The 15,252-nt window shown below is 70.6% G+C and carries 14 protein-coding genes; 9 read left to right on the top strand and 5 right to left on the bottom strand.

Annotated elements, in window-relative coordinates; genetic code table 11:
• Positions 1-91 precede the first annotated feature (91 nt).
• From ACG04R_RS10395 to ACG04R_RS10370, 6 genes are all read left to right on the top strand, one after another.
• Entirely contained in the window at positions 92-1,552 is a 1,461-nt protein-coding gene (locus ACG04R_RS10395; RefSeq protein ID WP_394409215.1) for a protein adenylyltransferase SelO, read from the top strand.
• Entirely contained in the window at positions 1,549-1,974 is a 426-nt protein-coding gene (gene msrB / locus ACG04R_RS10390; RefSeq protein ID WP_394409212.1) for a peptide-methionine (R)-S-oxide reductase MsrB, read from the top strand. The genes ACG04R_RS10395 and msrB overlap by 4 nt, the downstream gene beginning before the upstream one ends.
• A 76-nt stretch (positions 1,975-2,050) precedes the next feature.
• Positions 2,051-2,683 carry a septation protein A gene (locus ACG04R_RS10385; RefSeq protein ID WP_394409208.1) on the top strand — a complete coding sequence of 211 codons (633 nt, stop codon included), beginning with the start codon at positions 2,051-2,053 and terminating at the stop codon, positions 2,681-2,683.
• Complete coding sequence (locus ACG04R_RS10380) at positions 2,680-2,943, top strand: BolA family protein (protein WP_394409205.1); 264 nt, start codon at positions 2,680-2,682, stop codon at positions 2,941-2,943. Before ACG04R_RS10385 ends, ACG04R_RS10380 begins: the two co-directional genes overlap by 4 nt.
• 74 nt (positions 2,944-3,017) lie before the next feature.
• Positions 3,018-3,821 (top strand): foldase protein PrsA, encoded by an 804-nt coding sequence (locus ACG04R_RS10375; protein WP_394409201.1) that lies wholly within the window; start codon positions 3,018-3,020, stop codon positions 3,819-3,821.
• 70 nt (positions 3,822-3,891) lie between these two features.
• On the top strand, positions 3,892-5,121 hold the full coding sequence (locus tag ACG04R_RS10370; protein WP_394409198.1) for a cystathionine gamma-synthase family protein: 1,230 nt from the start codon (positions 3,892-3,894) through the stop codon (positions 5,119-5,121).
• Between the two features lie 224 nt (positions 5,122-5,345).
• Here the strand turns inward: ACG04R_RS10370 and ACG04R_RS10365 are convergent, their stop codons facing one another.
• On the bottom strand, positions 5,346-6,020 hold the full coding sequence (locus ACG04R_RS10365) for an ABC transporter ATP-binding protein (RefSeq protein WP_394409195.1): 675 nt from the start codon (positions 6,018-6,020) through the stop codon (positions 5,346-5,348).
• On the opposite strand from ACG04R_RS10365, the gene ACG04R_RS10360 reads away from it, so the two are divergent.
• Complete coding sequence (locus ACG04R_RS10360; RefSeq protein ID WP_394409192.1) at positions 6,019-6,666, top strand: arylesterase; 648 nt, start codon at positions 6,019-6,021, stop codon at positions 6,664-6,666. The genes ACG04R_RS10365 and ACG04R_RS10360 overlap by 2 nt on opposite strands.
• Before the next feature lie 11 nt (positions 6,667-6,677).
• Here ACG04R_RS10360 and ACG04R_RS10355 read toward each other — a convergent pair whose 3' ends face one another.
• Positions 6,678-8,639, bottom strand: coding sequence for a DUF6600 domain-containing protein (locus ACG04R_RS10355; RefSeq protein WP_394409189.1), 1,962 nt, complete (start codon positions 8,637-8,639; stop codon positions 6,678-6,680).
• A 75-nt stretch (positions 8,640-8,714) separates the two neighbouring features.
• Positions 8,715-9,254 carry a peptide deformylase gene (gene def / locus ACG04R_RS10350; protein WP_394409186.1) on the bottom strand — a complete coding sequence of 180 codons (540 nt, stop codon included), beginning with the start codon at positions 9,252-9,254 and terminating at the stop codon, positions 8,715-8,717.
• A gap of 64 nt (positions 9,255-9,318) precedes the next feature.
• Here def and ACG04R_RS10345 point away from each other — a divergent pair, with 64 nt between their 5' ends.
• Both ACG04R_RS10345 and ACG04R_RS10340 read left to right on the top strand, forming a co-directional pair.
• Entirely contained in the window at positions 9,319-10,272 is a 954-nt protein-coding gene (locus tag ACG04R_RS10345; RefSeq protein ID WP_394409183.1) for an MBL fold metallo-hydrolase, read from the top strand.
• Complete coding sequence (locus ACG04R_RS10340; protein WP_394409180.1) at positions 10,269-10,889, top strand: response regulator; 621 nt, start codon at positions 10,269-10,271, stop codon at positions 10,887-10,889. Before ACG04R_RS10345 ends, ACG04R_RS10340 begins: the two co-directional genes overlap by 4 nt.
• Before the next feature lie 10 nt (positions 10,890-10,899).
• On the opposite strand, the gene ACG04R_RS10335 is transcribed toward ACG04R_RS10340, so the two are convergent.
• Positions 10,900-12,708 carry a hypothetical protein gene (locus ACG04R_RS10335; protein ID WP_394409177.1) on the bottom strand — a complete coding sequence of 603 codons (1,809 nt, stop codon included), beginning with the start codon at positions 12,706-12,708 and terminating at the stop codon, positions 10,900-10,902.
• A 108-nt stretch (positions 12,709-12,816) separates the two neighbouring features.
• Complete coding sequence (locus ACG04R_RS10330; RefSeq protein ID WP_394409174.1) at positions 12,817-15,144, bottom strand: ATP-binding protein; 2,328 nt, start codon at positions 15,142-15,144, stop codon at positions 12,817-12,819.
• Between the last annotated feature and the right edge of the window lie 108 nt (positions 15,145-15,252).

Raw genomic sequence — 15,252 nt, 5'->3', positions numbered from 1 at the left:
TTCAAGCGTGGAACGTCACACCCGCGACCCTCGCCCCCCGGGGAAACACCCAAGACAGCGGGGCAAAAGCCGGCCTCACTAAACTGGCGCGATGAAACCTCTGGACGGCCTCGCCTGGACCAACCGCTTCGCGGCGCTGGGGCCCGATTTCTTCACCGAGCTGCCCGCCCAGGGCCTGCCCGATCCGCACTGGGTGGCGCAGAGCCCCGCCTGCGCCACCTTGCTCGGCTGGCCCGCCGACTGGGCTTCGCGCGGCGATGCGCTGGCCGCCTTCTCCGGCAACGCTGTCTGGCCTGGCATGCAGCCGTTGGCCAGCGTCTACAGCGGCCACCAGTTCGGCGTCTGGGCGGGCCAGTTGGGCGACGGCCGCGCGCTGTGGCTGGGCGAGGTCGACACCCCGAACGGCCCGCTGGAGCTGCAGTTGAAGGGGGCCGGCATGACGCCCTACTCCCGCCGCGCCGACGGCCGCGCCGTGCTGCGCTCGTCGATCCGCGAGTTCCTGTGCTCCGAGGCGATGGCCGCTTTGGGCGTGCCGACAACGCGCGCGCTGTGCATCACCGGTTCGCGGCTGCCGGTGCGGCGCGAGACCATTGAGACGGCCGCCGTCGTCACGCGTGTGGCGCCCAGCTTCGTGCGCTTCGGCCACTTCGAGCACTTCGCCCACCACCAGCAGCTCGACGCGCTGCGCCGCCTGTTCGACTGGTTCGTCACGCACCACGCGCCCGAGTGCGCCGACGCGGCCGAGCCGCCGGTCGCACTGCTGAAGAAGGTGTCGGAACAGACCGCCGACCTCGTCGCGCACTGGCAGGCCATCGGCTTCTGCCACGGCGTCATGAACACCGACAACATGTCCATGCTGGGCCTGACGCTGGACTACGGCCCGTTCGGCTTCATGGACGCCTTCGATCCCGGTCACATCTGCAACCACAGCGACGACCGCGGCCGCTACGCCTACGCACGGCAACCTGCCGTCGCGTTCTGGAACCTGCACGCACTGGCGCAGGCGCTGCTGCCGCTGATGCCCATCGCCACGGATGAGGAAGCCGAGGCCTCGGGCGAGCGGCTCATCGAAGCCGTGGAGAGTTTCCGCGACCGCTTCGCCAGCCAGATGCTGGGCCGCATGCGCGCCAAGCTGGGGCTGGACGGCGAGCACGCCGACGACCAGACGCTGGCCGACGACTTCCTGAAGCTGATGGCCGCGTCCAGCGCCGACTTCACGATCACGTTCCGCCGCCTGTCCCGCGCACTGACCGACCCCGAGCCGCTGCGCGACCACTTCATCGACCGCGACGCGCTGGACGCCTGGCTGGCCCGCTGGCGCCCACGCACGGCGCCCGACGCCGAGCCTCGCATGCTGGCCGCCAACCCGGCCGTCGTGCTGCGCAACCATCTCGCCGAGGGCGCGATCCGCGCCGCCGCACAAGGCGACTTCAGCGAAATCGAGCGGCTGCTGAAAGTTCTGAGCCGCCCGTTCGACGAACCCGAGAACCCCGGCGACGCGGCCCTGCCGCCCGACTGGGCCCAGTCCCTCGAAGTCTCCTGCTCATCATGAATCACGACACCGGCAAGCCCTACCCCGTCCAGAAGACCGACGCCGAATGGCGCGAGCAGCTGGACCCGATGCAGTACCAGGTCGCCCGCCACGCGGCGACGGAACGCGCCTTCACCGGCAAGTACTGGGACCATTTCAAGGACGGCCACTACAACTGCATCGGCTGCGGCACGCCGCTGTTCGAGTCCGACACCAAGTTCGACGCCGGCTGCGGCTGGCCCAGCTACTGGGCGCCGGTCAACAGCGAGGTCATCGAGCGCGTTGTCGACCGCAGCCACGGCATGGTCCGCGTGGAGGTGCGCTGCAACAAGTGCGGCTCGCACCTGGGTCATGTCTTCCCGGACGGTCCCGAGCCGACCGGTGAGCGTTACTGCATCAATTCGGCCGCCATCGATTTCGTCGGAGAAAATCCCGGTCAATGAAACCCCCACGCTCATTGCATTCGCTGCCCCCCGAGGGCGCGCGTCAGCGCCTCCGGGCGGCCGAGCGTCGCTGACCATGAAGCTGCTGCTCGACTTTCTCCCGCTGATCCTCTTCTTCGCCGTCTTCAAAGGCGCCGAAGGCCACGCCGACGCGGCCGCCGCGTTCGCGACGCAGCATTTCGGCTTCCTCGTGCAGGGCGGTGTTGTCGGCGCACAGGAAGCTCCGGTGCTGCTGGCGACATTGGTCGTCATGGTCGCAACGCTGGCCCAGGTGGCAGTCCTGAAGCTGCGCGGCAAGAAGATCGACCTGATGCTGTGGATCAGCCTCGTGCTGGTCGTCACGCTGGGCGCGGCCACCGTCTGGTTCCACAACGAGACCTTCATCAAGTGGAAGCCCACGGGTCTGTACTGGGGCACGGCGCTGACGTTCTGGATCTCGCAGGCCTGGTTTGGCAAGAACCTCATCCAGTCCACGTTGGGCGGCGACATGACCTTGCCCGACGCGATCTGGCTGCGGCTCAACCGTGCGTCGGTGCTGTTCTTCGCAGCGATCGGTGTCGCCAACCTGTACGTGGCCTACAACTTCTCGACATCGACCTGGGCCAACTTCAAGGTCTTTGGCATGACGGCACTGATGTTCGTCTTCATGCTGGGGCTGGGCCTGTACGCCAGCAAATACCTGCCGCCGGAAGAGGACGGCAAGTCATGAGCATCGCCACCGAGATCGAATCCCGGCTGCGTGCCGAGCTGGCGCCGCTTTCACTCAGCATCCGCGACGACAGCGCCGATCACGCCGGGCACGCCGGCGCCCGCGAGGGTGGGCACTTTCATGTGGCTGTCGTGTCGGATCGCTTTACGGGTCTGCAAAGATTGGCTCGTCACCGCCTCGTTTATCATTCTTTGTCCGACCTGATGCAGCGCGGAATCCACGCGCTGGCAATTGACGCCCGCGCTCCGGGCGAACCCTGATCAGGTCGAGCGTGATCGAACCGCGCGCCCCGCTACGGGCGCGATTTTTTTAGCCTGAATCACTCCCCCAACCCATGAAGAAGTTTGCGCTCGCCGCCGTCGTCGCGGCCACCATCTCGGCCTTGCTGCCGGCTGCCGCAATCGCGCAGAACATCACCACGGTGAACGGCAAGCCCGTGCCCAAGGCACGCGTCGAGGCGCTGATCCAGCAAGTCACCAAGAGCGGCCAGCAACAACGCTCGCCCGAGCTGGAAGCCCAGGTGAAGGACGAAGTTGTCCGCCGCGAGATCTTCATCCAGGCCGCCGAGGCCAAGGGCATCCCGCAGACCGCCGACTACAAGACGCAGATGGATCTGGCCCGCCAGATGCTGCTGATCCGCGGCCTGATGGACGACTTCCGCGCCAAGAACCCCGTCAGCGACGCCGACGCGCAGGCCGAGTACGACAAGTTCAAGGCCGCCAACACCGGCAATGAATACCGTGCCCGCCACATCCTGGTCGAGAAGGAAGAAGACGCCAAGGCCCTGATCGCCCAGATCAAGGCTGGCGCCAGCTTCGAGGAACTGGCCAAGAAGAACTCCAAGGACACCGGCTCCGCGCAGAACGGCGGCGACCTGGACTTCGCCAACCCGAACAACTTCGTGCCCGAGTTCAGCAAGGCCATGACCGCGCTGCAAAAGGGCGAGATGACGCAGGAACCGGTGAAGAGCCAGTTCGGCTACCACATCATCAAGCTGGAAGACGTGCGCCCCGCGACCTTCCCGGCCTTCGACGACGTCAAGGCCCAGATCAAGCAGCGCATCGAGCAGCAGAAGATGGCCGAGTACCAGGAAAGCCTGATCAAGAAGGCCAAGACGGACTACACGTTCAGCCGCTGATCCTCCCCAGCAGGATCACCCAGCAAGACCCGCCTCGGCGGGTCTTTTGCCATCTGGATCGAAGAAGACCATGACCGACTCCCTCAGCACCCGCCTCGTCCACGCCGCCGGCGGCGATCGTTCCTTTGGCGGTGTCCACGTGCCCGTCCATCCGTCGGTGCAGTACGCCTACGAGAACGTGGAAGACCTGATCGGCGTCTTCCAGGGTCGCGTCAAGGGCAGCTTCAACTACGCCCGCCAGGGCACGCCGACGACGGCGGCGCTGGAGGCCGTCATCACCGAGCTGGAGGGCGGCGTCGGCACGGTCAGCTTCTCGACCGGCATGGCGGCGCTGAGTGCGCTGTTCCTGACCCTGCTGAAGGCCGGCGACCATCTCGTCACCAGTTCGCGCGTGTTCGGCAACACCAACAGCTTCTTCCAGACGCTGGAGGGCCTGGGCATCGCGGTCAGCCGCGTCGATGCCGGCGATGCCGCCGCCGTGCGCGCCGCACTGCGGCCCGAGACCCGCATGGTCTTCGTCGAGACCATCGCCAACCCCAGCACGCGCATCCCCGACCTCGAAGGCATCGGCGCGCTGTGCCGCGAGCTGGGCCTGCTCTACGTCGTCGACAACACCGTGACGTCGCCGGCGCTGTGCCAGCCCAAGCGCTTCGGTGCCGGCCTCGTCATGAACTCGCTGACCAAGACGCTGGCCGGCCACGGCGAGGCACTGGGCGGTGCCGTCACCGACACGGGCTGCTTCGACTGGGCCGCCTACCCCAACATCTTCCCTGCCTACCGCCAGGGTGACGCGCGCGGTTGGGGCCTGCAGCAGATCCGCAAGAAGGGGCTGCGCGACATGGGCGGCACGCTGTCCAGCGAGGCCGCGCACCGCATCCTCGTCGGTGCCGAGACGTTGGAGCTGCGCCTGCAGCGCAGCAGCGCCACGGCCCTCACGCTGGCCCGCCACCTGGCCGCCCACCCCGCCATCGGGCGCGTGCACTACCCGCTGCTGGAGACTCACCCCGAGTACGAACGCGCCCGCGACTGGTTCGGCGGCGGCTCGTGGATGATGAGCTTCGAGCTGCGCGACACCGAGCGCCTCGTCGAGGTCCTCAACCGCCTGCGCCTGCCGCTGAAGGCCACCGGCCTGGCCGACACGCGCACGCTGATCATCCCGGTCGCACCGACGATCTTCTGGGAAATGGGCCGGGACGCCCGCGCCGCGATGGGCATCGCCGAAGGGCTGGTGCGGCTGTCGGTCGGCCTGGAAGCCGCAGAAGACCTGATCGCCGACTTCGACCAGGCGCTGATAGCCTGACTGACTGCCCGGGCCGAGCGCCGGGCCGCCCCAAGCCGGCCCGTCTGGCGATGTGCTCGCGGCTCGATGCCGCGAGCATCGCCGTCCCCTCGGGGGCTGAGGCCGGACACGGTGAGTCCAGTGGACTCGCCGTGCCTGCTGAAGAGCTGTGGCATTGCCGCAGCGCGGTCTGCAAGACCGACCGGGCTCGCCCGCGTTCAGCGAGGCAAGACCGGGCGAGGGGCTCAGGCGACAGCCAGCCGACCCGCTTCGATCCTGAGCTGCCGCTCGCAACGCGCCGCGATCTCGCGGTCGTGCGTGACGAGTACCAGCGTGGTCCCGGCCTCGCGGTTCAGCTCGAACATCAACTCCATCACCGACGCACCGGTGGCGAAGTCCAGGCTGCCGGTCGGCTCGTCGGCCAGCAGCAACGCCGGGCGCTGCACGAAGGCGCGCGCCAGCGCCACGCGCTGCTGCTCGCCGCCGGACAGCACGCGCGGGTAGTGGCTCAAGCGTTCGCCCAGGCCCACGCGGTCCAGCATGGCCGCCGCCTGCTCACGGGCATCGCGCGCGCCGCGAAGCTCCAGCGGCAGCATGACGTTCTCCAGCGCCGTCAGGTTGGGCAGCAGCTGGAAGCTCTGGAATACGAAGCCCAGCTCCTTCGCCCGCACGGCGGCGCGCTCGTCCTCGTTCAGCGTGAACAGGTCCTGCCCGCGCAGCTTGACGGTGCCGCCGCTGGGCACGTCCAGACCGGCGAGGATGGCCAGCAGCGTGCTCTTGCCCGAGCCCGACGCGCCGACGATGGCGACCGACTCCCGCGCCGTCAGCTCGAAACTGATGTCATGCAGAATCGTCAGCTCCCCGGTCGCGTCGCGCACGCGCTTGGTGATCTGATCAACTTGGACAAGGGCTTCGGGCATGTCGGGACTGCGGCGGCGTTGGGTGGTGGCGCACTTTAGCCTGGGGGTGTTGGCCAGCTGGACGTCAGGGTCGGCGGCTGCGGCGGCGCAAGAGCCGGTCGTCCTCGTCGTCGGCGACAGCCTCTCGGCCGAGTACGGCCTGAAGGCCGGCGACGGCTGGGTGGCGCTGCTGCAGAAGCGCCTGGCCGAGCAGAAGAAGCCCTACCGCGTCGTCAACGCCAGCATCAGCGGCGACACGACCGCCGGCGGCCGCAGCCGGCTGCCCACGGCGCTGCGCACGCACAAGCCGGCCGTCGTCGTCATCGAGCTGGGTGGCAACGACGCCTTGCGCGGCCTGCCGCTGGCCAGCACGCGCGACAACCTGATGGCGATGGCCAAGGCAGCGCAGGAGGCCGGCGCCAAGGTCGTCGTCGTCGGCATGCAGGTGCCGCCGAACTACGGCGCCGCCTACGGGCGCGAGTTCGAGGGCCTGTTCGCCGATGTCGCGAAGCAGGCCAAGACCGGCCTCGTGCCCTTCCTGCTGAAAGGCGTGGCAGACCGGGCAGACGCGATGGACTGGTTCCAGCCCGACCGCATCCATCCGCTGGCCAAGGCGCACCCGCAGATGCTGGACAACGTCTGGCCGGCGCTGAAACCGCTGCTGTAACGCGCCCGGCCTCAGCGCTCCTGCTGCCGCTCGTTGGGGCGGGCTTCGCGCTCGCGCGGCTTGTCCTGACGTGCCGGCACGCCGTCCTGGCGGCCCCGCTGCGGGCCGTCGTTGCCGCGCTGCTGCGGCATCTGGGCCTGCGGCTGCGGTATCTGCACCCGCGGCTCCTCGCGGCGCTGCGGCATCTCGCGCTGTTGCTGCTGCTGTTGTTGCTGGAAGGCCTCGCGGCGCTGCTGCATGTCGCGCTGCTGGGCGTCGCGCTGCAGCTGATCCCGCTGTTGCGCTTCACGCTGCTGCTGTTGCCGCTCGATCTCGCGTTGCTGGGCATCGCGCTGCTGCGCGGCACGCTGGGCCTGCTCCCGCTGCAGCATCTCGTCGCGGCGCTGCTGTTCGCGCTGTGCGCCCCAGTTCTCCGGCGTGCCGCGCTGCGGCTGCTCAACGGCCGGCCGCACCGGCTGCTGGGGCTGCTGCTGCACCTGCGGCGCGACGACCGGCACGCCGGGCCGGGTCACCTCGGCACCACGGTTCGGCGGATCGCGGCGCACCGGCAGCTGGTTGTCGCTGCGCCAGCCCGTCGCGGCGTCGCGCTCACGCTCGCGGGGGCGCTGCACGTCGGCACCGACCGGCCGCACCGGCACCGCCGGCAGCGCGCCGGCCAGCTCGCCTCGACCCGGCGCGACCGGCAGCGGGCGGACCCAACCCGGCTCGGCCTTCCGATCGGGGCCGCGCACCACGGGCATGGGTTGGATGGCACCACCGGTGGCGGGCAGCACGCTGACGGCCGTGGGCACGTCGCGGTAGCGGTGCGGGCGCTGCACGGTGACCGGGTCGCGCAGGTCGCGCGGGTCGTTGACGCGCGTCTCGTAGCGCGGGCTGTGGTGGTAGGCCGGCACGAAGACCTCGCGCGGCGCCAGCGGGTACCAACCGTAGCGCGGCGGCGGCGTGCGGCCGCCACCGATGCTGATGCCGACGCTGACCGAGCCGCCACCCACCCAGCCGACCAGCGCCGGCGCGTAGACGGGACGGTGCACGTAGGCGCCCGGCGCCCAGCACCAGCGGCCACCCCAGTTGACCCAGCGGCCATAGTGGAAGGGCGCAAAGCCCCACGGCGCGTCGTCCACCCAGGTCCAACCCCACAGGCGCGACCAAGCCCAGTGGCCGTAGCGGTAGGGCGCCCAGTCGACGGCGACGACGGTGGTCGGAATCCACACGGCGCCGTAGTCGGGCGCGGTCTCCCAGCGGCCATAACGGTCCAGGTCCTCGGCGCCGGTCATCTCGGGCGACACGTAGCGGGCCACCGGGCGGTCACCCTCCTCGCGGTTCTCGGCCAGCACCCAGTCGCCGAAGCCGTCGCTGTACAGCGGGCCGCGCTCGGCGCGCGGGCCGTCGGGCCACCACAGCTCGACCTGCTCGCCGGTACCCACCACGACGGGCGATGCGGCACGTGCCCAGTCGAAGCGCAGGCGGCCCTGGAACACGTAGACCTTGCTGCCGCGGTCCAGCTGCTCGACGCGGTACAGGCCCTCGCGCTCGGCCTGGGCCGATCCCTCGCGGGTGCGCACGCGCGTCTCGGCGGCGTTCTCGGCGCTGCGCAGGCGCAGGGCGAGATCGCCGCGGTCCAGCTGCAGCAGCGTCTGACCCTCGTCGAGCTGGCTCAGCTCCAGGTCGCTGCGCTCGTCGACCCAGACGGTCGTCGAGCCGACGCGCAGCGACACGCGGCCACGGTCGTCGGTGCGCACGCGGTCACCCTCGCCGACGGTCTGGTTGCGCGTCAGCCGCGTCCACTCGCGGGAATCGTGGTCGAACAGCCAGGCGTCGCCGATCACGTCGACGACGCGTGCCGCGCGCGTGGGCGGGTCGCGGTCGGCGTCCTGCGCCTTGACGGCCGGGGCCGCGGCCACAAGCAGGGCCAGCGCCAGCATGCGCCAGCGACGGCGGGAGAGAACGAGCTTGGATTCGAGGGACGTGGTCATGAGCCGATGCTCCTTTACGCCAGAGCAACGTTGCCGGCGTCCGCGCGGTGGACCGCGCTTACAAGTTTTTCAGTTTCAATCGTCGTCCGAGTTCGGGTCGATCTCGGGAAACAGCACGGACGTGAAGCCGAAGCGGGTGAAGTCGGTGACACGCATCGGGTAGAGGATGCCATCCAGGTGGTCGCACTCGTGCTGCACGACGCGGGCATGGAAGCCGTCGGCGATGCGGTCGATCGGCTGGCCGTCAGCATCGAAGCCGGTGTAGTGGATGCGCTCGTCGCGCGCAACGACGCCACGCAGCCCCGGCACGGACAGGCAGCCCTCCCAGCCCTCGGTGCGCCCCCCGTCCAGCACCTCGATGGTCGGGTTGATCAGCACCGTGGGAGGCACGGGCGGCGCCTCCGGGTAGCGCACGTTCTTCGTGTAGCCGAAGATGACCAGCCGCAGGTCCACGCCGATCTGCGGCGCCGCGAGGCCCGCACCGTTGGCCGCGGCCATCGTCTCGAACATGTCGGCAATCAAGGCCTTGAGCTCGGGCGTGCCGAACTCGGTGACCGGCTTGGCGATGCGCAGCAAGCGTGGGTCGCCCATCTTCAGAATCTCGTGAACCGCCACCGCGGCCTCCTTCGGCTATCGTGAGCGGTGATTCTAGGAAGCGCCTTCGCCGCGTCACCTCTGCATGCTTGATTTCATCGACGACCTCGGCCACGGCATCTACGCCATCGACACCGGCTTCCAGCGCCCACGCTTCGACGCCGCCTACCTGATGGTCGAGGACGGCCGTGCCGCCTTCATCGACACCGGCACCAACCACGCCGTGCCGCGGCTGCTGGCGGCGCTGAACGCGCTGGGCCTACACGCCGACGCCGTCGACTGGGTCATCCCCACACACGTGCACCTCGACCATGCCGGCGGCGTGGGCCTGCTGATGGAAGCCCTGCCGCATGCCAGGGCGCTGGTGCACCCGCGCGGCCTGCGCCACCTGGTGAACCCGACCGCACTGTGGCTGAGCGCGCTGGGCGTCTACGGCGAGGAGGAGATGCAGCGCAGCTACGGCAAGCTGGTGCCGGTGCCGGCCGAGCGCGCCGAGGCCTCGCACGACGAGCAGTTCATCCACCTCGCCGGCCGGCCGCTGCGCCTCATCGACACACCCGGCCACGCCCGGCATCACCACGCGATCTGGGATGAGCGCAGCCGCAGCTGGTTCACCGGCGACACCTTCGGCCTGTCCTACCGCGCCTTCGACGTCGACGGCCGCGCCTGGATACTGCCCACCAGCACGCCGGTGCAGTTCGAGCCCGATGCGCTGAAGGCCACCGTCGCCCGTCTGCTGGCCGCCGAGCCGCTGGCGATGCAGGTCACGCACTACGGCCGCATCGGTGGCTCCGTCGACGAGGTGCGGCGCCTGGCGGCGGAGATGCTGGCCCAGGTGGATGAGATGGTCGCGCTGGCCCGCTCACTTCGGGAGGCGCCGGCACGGCACGAGCTGCTGAAGGCCGCGCTGCTGGACGGCTACCTGGCGCGGTTGCGCGCCCACGGCCATGCGGCCGGAGCCGGTGCCGCCGAGTGGCTGGCGCTGGATGCGGAGCTGAACGCGCAGGGGCTGGAGGTCTGGCTGGATCGCGACGCATGAAGGTCCTGCTCGTCGACGACCACCGCCTGCTGGCGGACGCACTGAGCGGGCTGATCGAAGCGCGCTTTCCGGCCTGCACCGTCGAGCACGCCGCCAGCCTGGCCGAGGCGCTGGCCCGGCTGGACGAGCGCACGGGCCTCGTGCTGCTGGACCTGGGCCTTCCCGACGCCAGCGGGCTGGAGGCCGTGCAGGCCGTGCGCGCCCACGCGCCGGAGGTGCGCATCGTCGTGCTGTCGGCCGACGACCGGCCCGAGACCGTGCAGGCCGCCATCGAACTGGGCGCCAGCGGCTTCGTGCCCAAGCAGGCCGACAGCCGGCTGCTGATCCAGGCGCTGTCGGCCACGCTGCAGGGCGGCGTCACGCTGCCACCGACGCTGCTGGCCACCTGGCCGGCCGCCACGCCAGAGCCCGCCGTGGAGCTGACGCCGCGCCAGCTGGACGTGCTGCGCCTGCTCGTCGAGGGGCAGTCCAACAAGCTCATCTGCCGCAGCCTGGGGCTGTCGGAGTCGTCGGTGAAGACGCACCTCGAGGCGGTCTACCGCCGCCTGGGCGTGGCCAGCCGCACCCAGGCCGTCGTCGCCGCGGCCCGGCTGGGGCTGAAGCTCAACGCGCCCTGAAACGCCCCGTTTAGCTGGGCTGGGCGGCCGACACCACGATGCGGGCCGGGCGGCTGCTGTCCTGGTAGGGCTGCAGCACGACACTGATGCCGCTGCCCGCCTTCAGGAAGATGCCCGCGCGCACGTTGGTGGTCTTGCCATCGCTGGTGGCGACGCCGCTGGCCGCATCGCGTTGCCAGAAGCCGGTGAACGGCTTGTTGACGAGCAGCGTCTCGGCATGCGTGGCGGCCCCGACGACGCCGGAGACGCGCACGAAGCTGACCGCCGTGCTGTCCACCGACTGGATCTTGTGCGTGTTGACGTCGGTGGCCGTGACGGACGTGCCGCTGGCCCAGTTCCAGTACACGTTCCAGTTGTTGTTGGTGTCGCCCACCTTGGGCAGCGCCAGCGTGCGCACCTTGGTGGCATAGCTGACGCTGCCGTCGCCTTTGCCCCCGCCCGGCGTCAGAACGTTGGCTCCGACGGCGAAGTAGTCTCCCTGGCCGCTGCGGTAGACGAAGCTGCGGTCCATCCACGGGCCGCCGTCGGCGGTGGTGGTGTCATCGGAGTGGTTGGTGAAGCTGCCGTCGGCCAGCACGACCACCGGGCGCTTGCGGGCCTTGATGGCGTCGGGCAGCGCGGTGCAGGTGGTGGCGGTGAGGCCGCCGAACCAGCAGCCCTGCGTGAACTGCTCGTAGCCGCCGGCGTTGATCGTGACCGTGCCGTAGCCGAAGGTCCAGCCGATGCCGTTCACGGCGTCATCGGCCGTGTCGCTGGCCAACGTGTTCCAGTCGCCCACCAGCTCGGCCAGCGTGTGGCTCTGCACCGGCACCGCGACGAAGGCACGGGACTGCGGATTGGTGCCGACGATCACGCCCGACGGCGCCACCATCACGTCGTCTCCCTGGCTGCTGGTGAAGCGGCAGTTGCCGTTGGCCGTGAGGCTCACAGCGCTGCCCAGCGTGCTGCCGTCGGCGCTGGTGTAGGGCTGGAAGCTGGCGGCCTTGTTGGCGTCGAGCACGATCCTGCCCTTCTGCACCGCGTCGCCGCCAGTCACGCCGGTGATGACGAGCCAGTAGTCCGTGGCCCGCAATGCACTGCAGGTGGCCGCAGCCGGCTTGAGCAGCAGCTCGGGCGCCAGCGCGCTGGTGGACGCGGTGGTGGTGGCGCTGCCGCTGCTGGCCACGGTCTCGGTCAGTTGCGCCAGCGTCGAGCCGGCGGTGGAGAGCTTGCCGGCGATGGCGTCGAGCACCTTGTCCTGGTCGCTGCCGGTGGTGCTGCCATTGGCGGCGACGAGTGTGCCGCTGACGAAGTCGCCGGCCTTGCTGGTGTCCACGCCAGCGGCCGTCAGCACGGTCAGCACGGCAGTCTGTGCGTCGGCGAGTTTGGCCGTGGTGACGCTGTCGCTCAGCGAGGCCGCAGTCGTGAACCACGTGGCCGGTGCCTGCCCGGTCAGTTGCGCCACCATCAGCTCGGTCAGCGGCGTGATGTTGGCCTTGGTGGTGGTGGCGGCCGAATGCAGTTTGTCGGTGCCGGCCACGGCCTCCAGCACGCAGGGCAGCGCGCCACCCGTGATGCTCAGCGAGTAGCTGCCGTCGGTGCCCGACGTCGCCGTGCCCGTGCCGGTGGCGCACTTGGCGGACACGGTCGCACCGGACAGCGCCGCTCCCTTGGCGACGACGCCGGTCAGCGACAGCGCCGCCGGCGCCGGTGCCGGCGCGGGGGCCGGCGTGCTGCTGTCGCCGCCTCCACAGGCACTCAGGCCGAATGCTGCCACCAGCGCGGAGGCGGCGGGCAACAGGCGGGCGACGGTGGGACGGGGCGCAGGACTGGGCTTCATGGGAACTCCTTGACGTGATGACGCCGCGGACTCTAGGGAGACCGGTCCGCCCCGCCCATCGGCCAAACAGCCGAACGCCCCCTACACAGTTGTGGCGTTTCGCACGCTTCAGCCCGCGCCCACCGCGCGCGCCGGCAACTGGCTGCGAATGGCCTGCGCCAGCTGCTCGGCGCGGAAGGGCTTGTGCACGACCGGCAGGCCGCTGGCGGCCAGCTCCGCCAGGTCGTCGGGCGCGGTGTTGCCGGTGACGATGACGGCCGGCACGTCAGCGCTCAACGCGCGCACGCGGGCGACGACATCCAGCCCACTGCCACCGGGCAGGCGCATGTCGGTCACCAGCAGGTCCGGCGCCGGCAAGCCGGCGGCGATGCGATCGCCAAGCGCCGCCGGCGAGGCCAGTGCCAGCACGTCGGCGCCCCAGGCCTGCAGGCGCAGCCGCAGCGCCTCGCGGGCGCCCTCGTCGTCCTCGACAAGCACGACGCTCAGCCCTTGGAGCGCGGGCAGGTCGCCAGGTGCGGCCAAGCCGCCCTGCGGTACCGCGGGGCCGGCAAGCCGGCAGGCAGGCAGCTCGAAGCTGAAGCAGGAGCCGCGCCCCGGCGTCGAGCGCAGCGCCACGGTGGTGTCGAGCAGGCTGGCGGCGCGGCGCACGATGGCCAGCCCGAGGCCCAGCCCCTGGGCACGTTCGCGCTGCGGGTTGTCGAGCTGGACGAAGTCCTCGAAGACGCGCGCCTGCTGGTCCGCCGGGATGCCGCGCCCGGTGTCCCACACCGCGATGCGCCAGTTCGCGCCGCGCCGCTGCACGCCCACCAGCACGCCGCCACGCTCGGTGTAGCGCAGCGCGTTGGCGACGAGGTTGCGCAGCACCTGCTCGATCAGCACCGCGTCGCCCAGCACGGCGGCGCCGGGCGGCACGCGCAGCCGCAACCGCAGACCCTGGCGCGCGGCGGCCTCGCGCTCGTGGGCAGCCATGGCCTCCAGCAGCAGCGCCAGCGCCACGGGCTCTCGGGCGACGCGCAGACCGCCGGAGTCCAGCCTCGAGAGGTCCAGCAGCCCGGCCAGCAGCCCCTCCATCGCCGCGACGGCCTCGTCGACGCGGCCGATCAGCCGCTGCTGCGCTGGCGACGCGAGCTGCTCGCGCAGCACGCCGATGAGCACGCCAATGGTCACCATGGGCTGGCGCAGATCGTGGCTGGCGGCGGCGAGGAAGCGCGTCTTGGCCAGGTTGGCGGCTTCCAGCGCGGCGGTGCGCTCACGGACGCGCTGCTCCAGCACCTGGCCAGCGCGCTCGGACTCGGCCAGCGCCCGCACCAGCCGCGCGCCCAGCATGCCGCCGTAGATCAGCACCAGCAGCGGGCTCAGCCAGGGCAGCAGGAACTCCCACTGCTGCGGCAATCGGCCGGCCTGCAGCAGCATGTCGTAGACGCCGCCCACGACGAAGGCCAGCCCCAGGCCGGCCAGCAGCCAGAAACCGCGGCGCTGCTGCCGCCAGGCCGCGCGCACCAGCAGCGCCGTCGCCACCAGCGCGTTGACCGACAGCAGCGGATAGACCCAGTGCCGCAGCCGGTCCAGCGCAACAGGGTCGGGCGGCGCGAGCAGACCAGCCGCCGTGGCGCCCGCTGCCACGGCAATGATCCAGTAGCGCCACGCCCGCCAACCCGGTGCGCCCAGCGACAGGCCGAAGAAACCGTAGGCCGCGTTGATCGCGACGATGAGCAGGTACATCGCCAGCCCGGCACCGGCCGGTGACGGCGCGCCCGGCTCGACGAAGGCGATGTTGCGCAGCGTCAGCACGAGGGCCAGCACGCCGAACCAACCCATCGTGACCTCGCCGCGCCGCCGCGCCCACAGCAGCAGCGCAAACAGCGCCGCACCGCCGGCCAGGCCGTTGAGGGCGCGCGGCACGTCGACGAACGCGCGGAGGTACTTGGACGCCTGCCGCTCGACCTGCGCGGCCGGGCCCAGCCACAGCTCGCCCAGCCCGGATCGCGGCCCGCCCTTCTCCTCGATCAGCAGCTCGTTCTCGCCCGCCCGCAGCACGCCACGCGGCAGGGCAATCAGCAGCGGCGTCGTGCGTGGCTGCATCGCGTCGGGCACGTCCAGCGTGTCGCCGACCGGCACGCCGTTGAGCCAGGCGCGGTAATGCATCGGGAAGCGCGCCGACCACAGCGCCCAGAGCTCGTCGGCATCGACCTGCGACAGCGTCACGCGCAGGCGATAGCGCCCCAGCCCTGGCCTCGGAACACCGCGCTGGCCCCAGTCGTCGGGCAGCGCCTGGGGCATCCACCCGCCGTCGGGTCGCTGCCACTCCAATTGGGTGACGAGATGCGGCCAGGGCTGCGCCAGCACCTGCCCGGCCCACCCGCAGCACAGCCAGGCACACAGCAGCACCCGATACCACTTGCTGCGGTGACCGGATGAGTGCAGGGATGGCGGCATGGGCGGGCGCTGATCTGGGAAGCCCGCGCAATGTAGACGTTCCACCACGGACCACCCTCGGCCATTCGGCCGATGCAAACGGCTGCATGACCGCCCCGAACGCGCACG

The sequence above is a fragment of the Pelomonas candidula genome, assembly GCF_043555985.1.
Taxonomy (GTDB): Bacteria; Pseudomonadota; Gammaproteobacteria; order Burkholderiales; family Burkholderiaceae_C; genus Pelomonas; species Pelomonas candidula.
The sequence above is the reverse complement of the archived record's forward strand: the minus strand, read 5'-3'. Positions and strand labels throughout refer to the sequence as shown.

Coding starts and splice junctions, on each gene's coding strand:
- ACG04R_RS10395 (WP_394409215.1), top strand. CDS start 92: ATGAAACCTCTGGACGGCCTCGCCTGGACCAACCGCTTCGCGGCGCTG.
- msrB (WP_394409212.1), top strand. CDS start 1,549: ATGAATCACGACACCGGCAAGCCCTACCCCGTCCAGAAGACCGACGCC.
- ACG04R_RS10385 (WP_394409208.1), top strand. CDS start 2,051: ATGAAGCTGCTGCTCGACTTTCTCCCGCTGATCCTCTTCTTCGCCGTC.
- ACG04R_RS10380 (WP_394409205.1), top strand. CDS start 2,680: ATGAGCATCGCCACCGAGATCGAATCCCGGCTGCGTGCCGAGCTGGCG.
- ACG04R_RS10375 (WP_394409201.1), top strand. CDS start 3,018: ATGAAGAAGTTTGCGCTCGCCGCCGTCGTCGCGGCCACCATCTCGGCC.
- ACG04R_RS10370 (WP_394409198.1), top strand. CDS start 3,892: ATGACCGACTCCCTCAGCACCCGCCTCGTCCACGCCGCCGGCGGCGAT.
- ACG04R_RS10360 (WP_394409192.1), top strand. CDS start 6,019: ATGTCGGGACTGCGGCGGCGTTGGGTGGTGGCGCACTTTAGCCTGGGG.
- ACG04R_RS10365 (WP_394409195.1), bottom strand. CDS start 6,020: ATGCCCGAAGCCCTTGTCCAAGTTGATCAGATCACCAAGCGCGTGCGC.
- ACG04R_RS10355 (WP_394409189.1), bottom strand. CDS start 8,639: ATGACCACGTCCCTCGAATCCAAGCTCGTTCTCTCCCGCCGTCGCTGG.
- ACG04R_RS10345 (WP_394409183.1), top strand. CDS start 9,319: ATGCTTGATTTCATCGACGACCTCGGCCACGGCATCTACGCCATCGAC.
- ACG04R_RS10340 (WP_394409180.1), top strand. CDS start 10,269: ATGAAGGTCCTGCTCGTCGACGACCACCGCCTGCTGGCGGACGCACTG.
- ACG04R_RS10335 (WP_394409177.1), bottom strand. CDS start 12,708: ATGAAGCCCAGTCCTGCGCCCCGTCCCACCGTCGCCCGCCTGTTGCCC.
- ACG04R_RS10330 (WP_394409174.1), bottom strand. CDS start 15,144: ATGCCGCCATCCCTGCACTCATCCGGTCACCGCAGCAAGTGGTATCGG.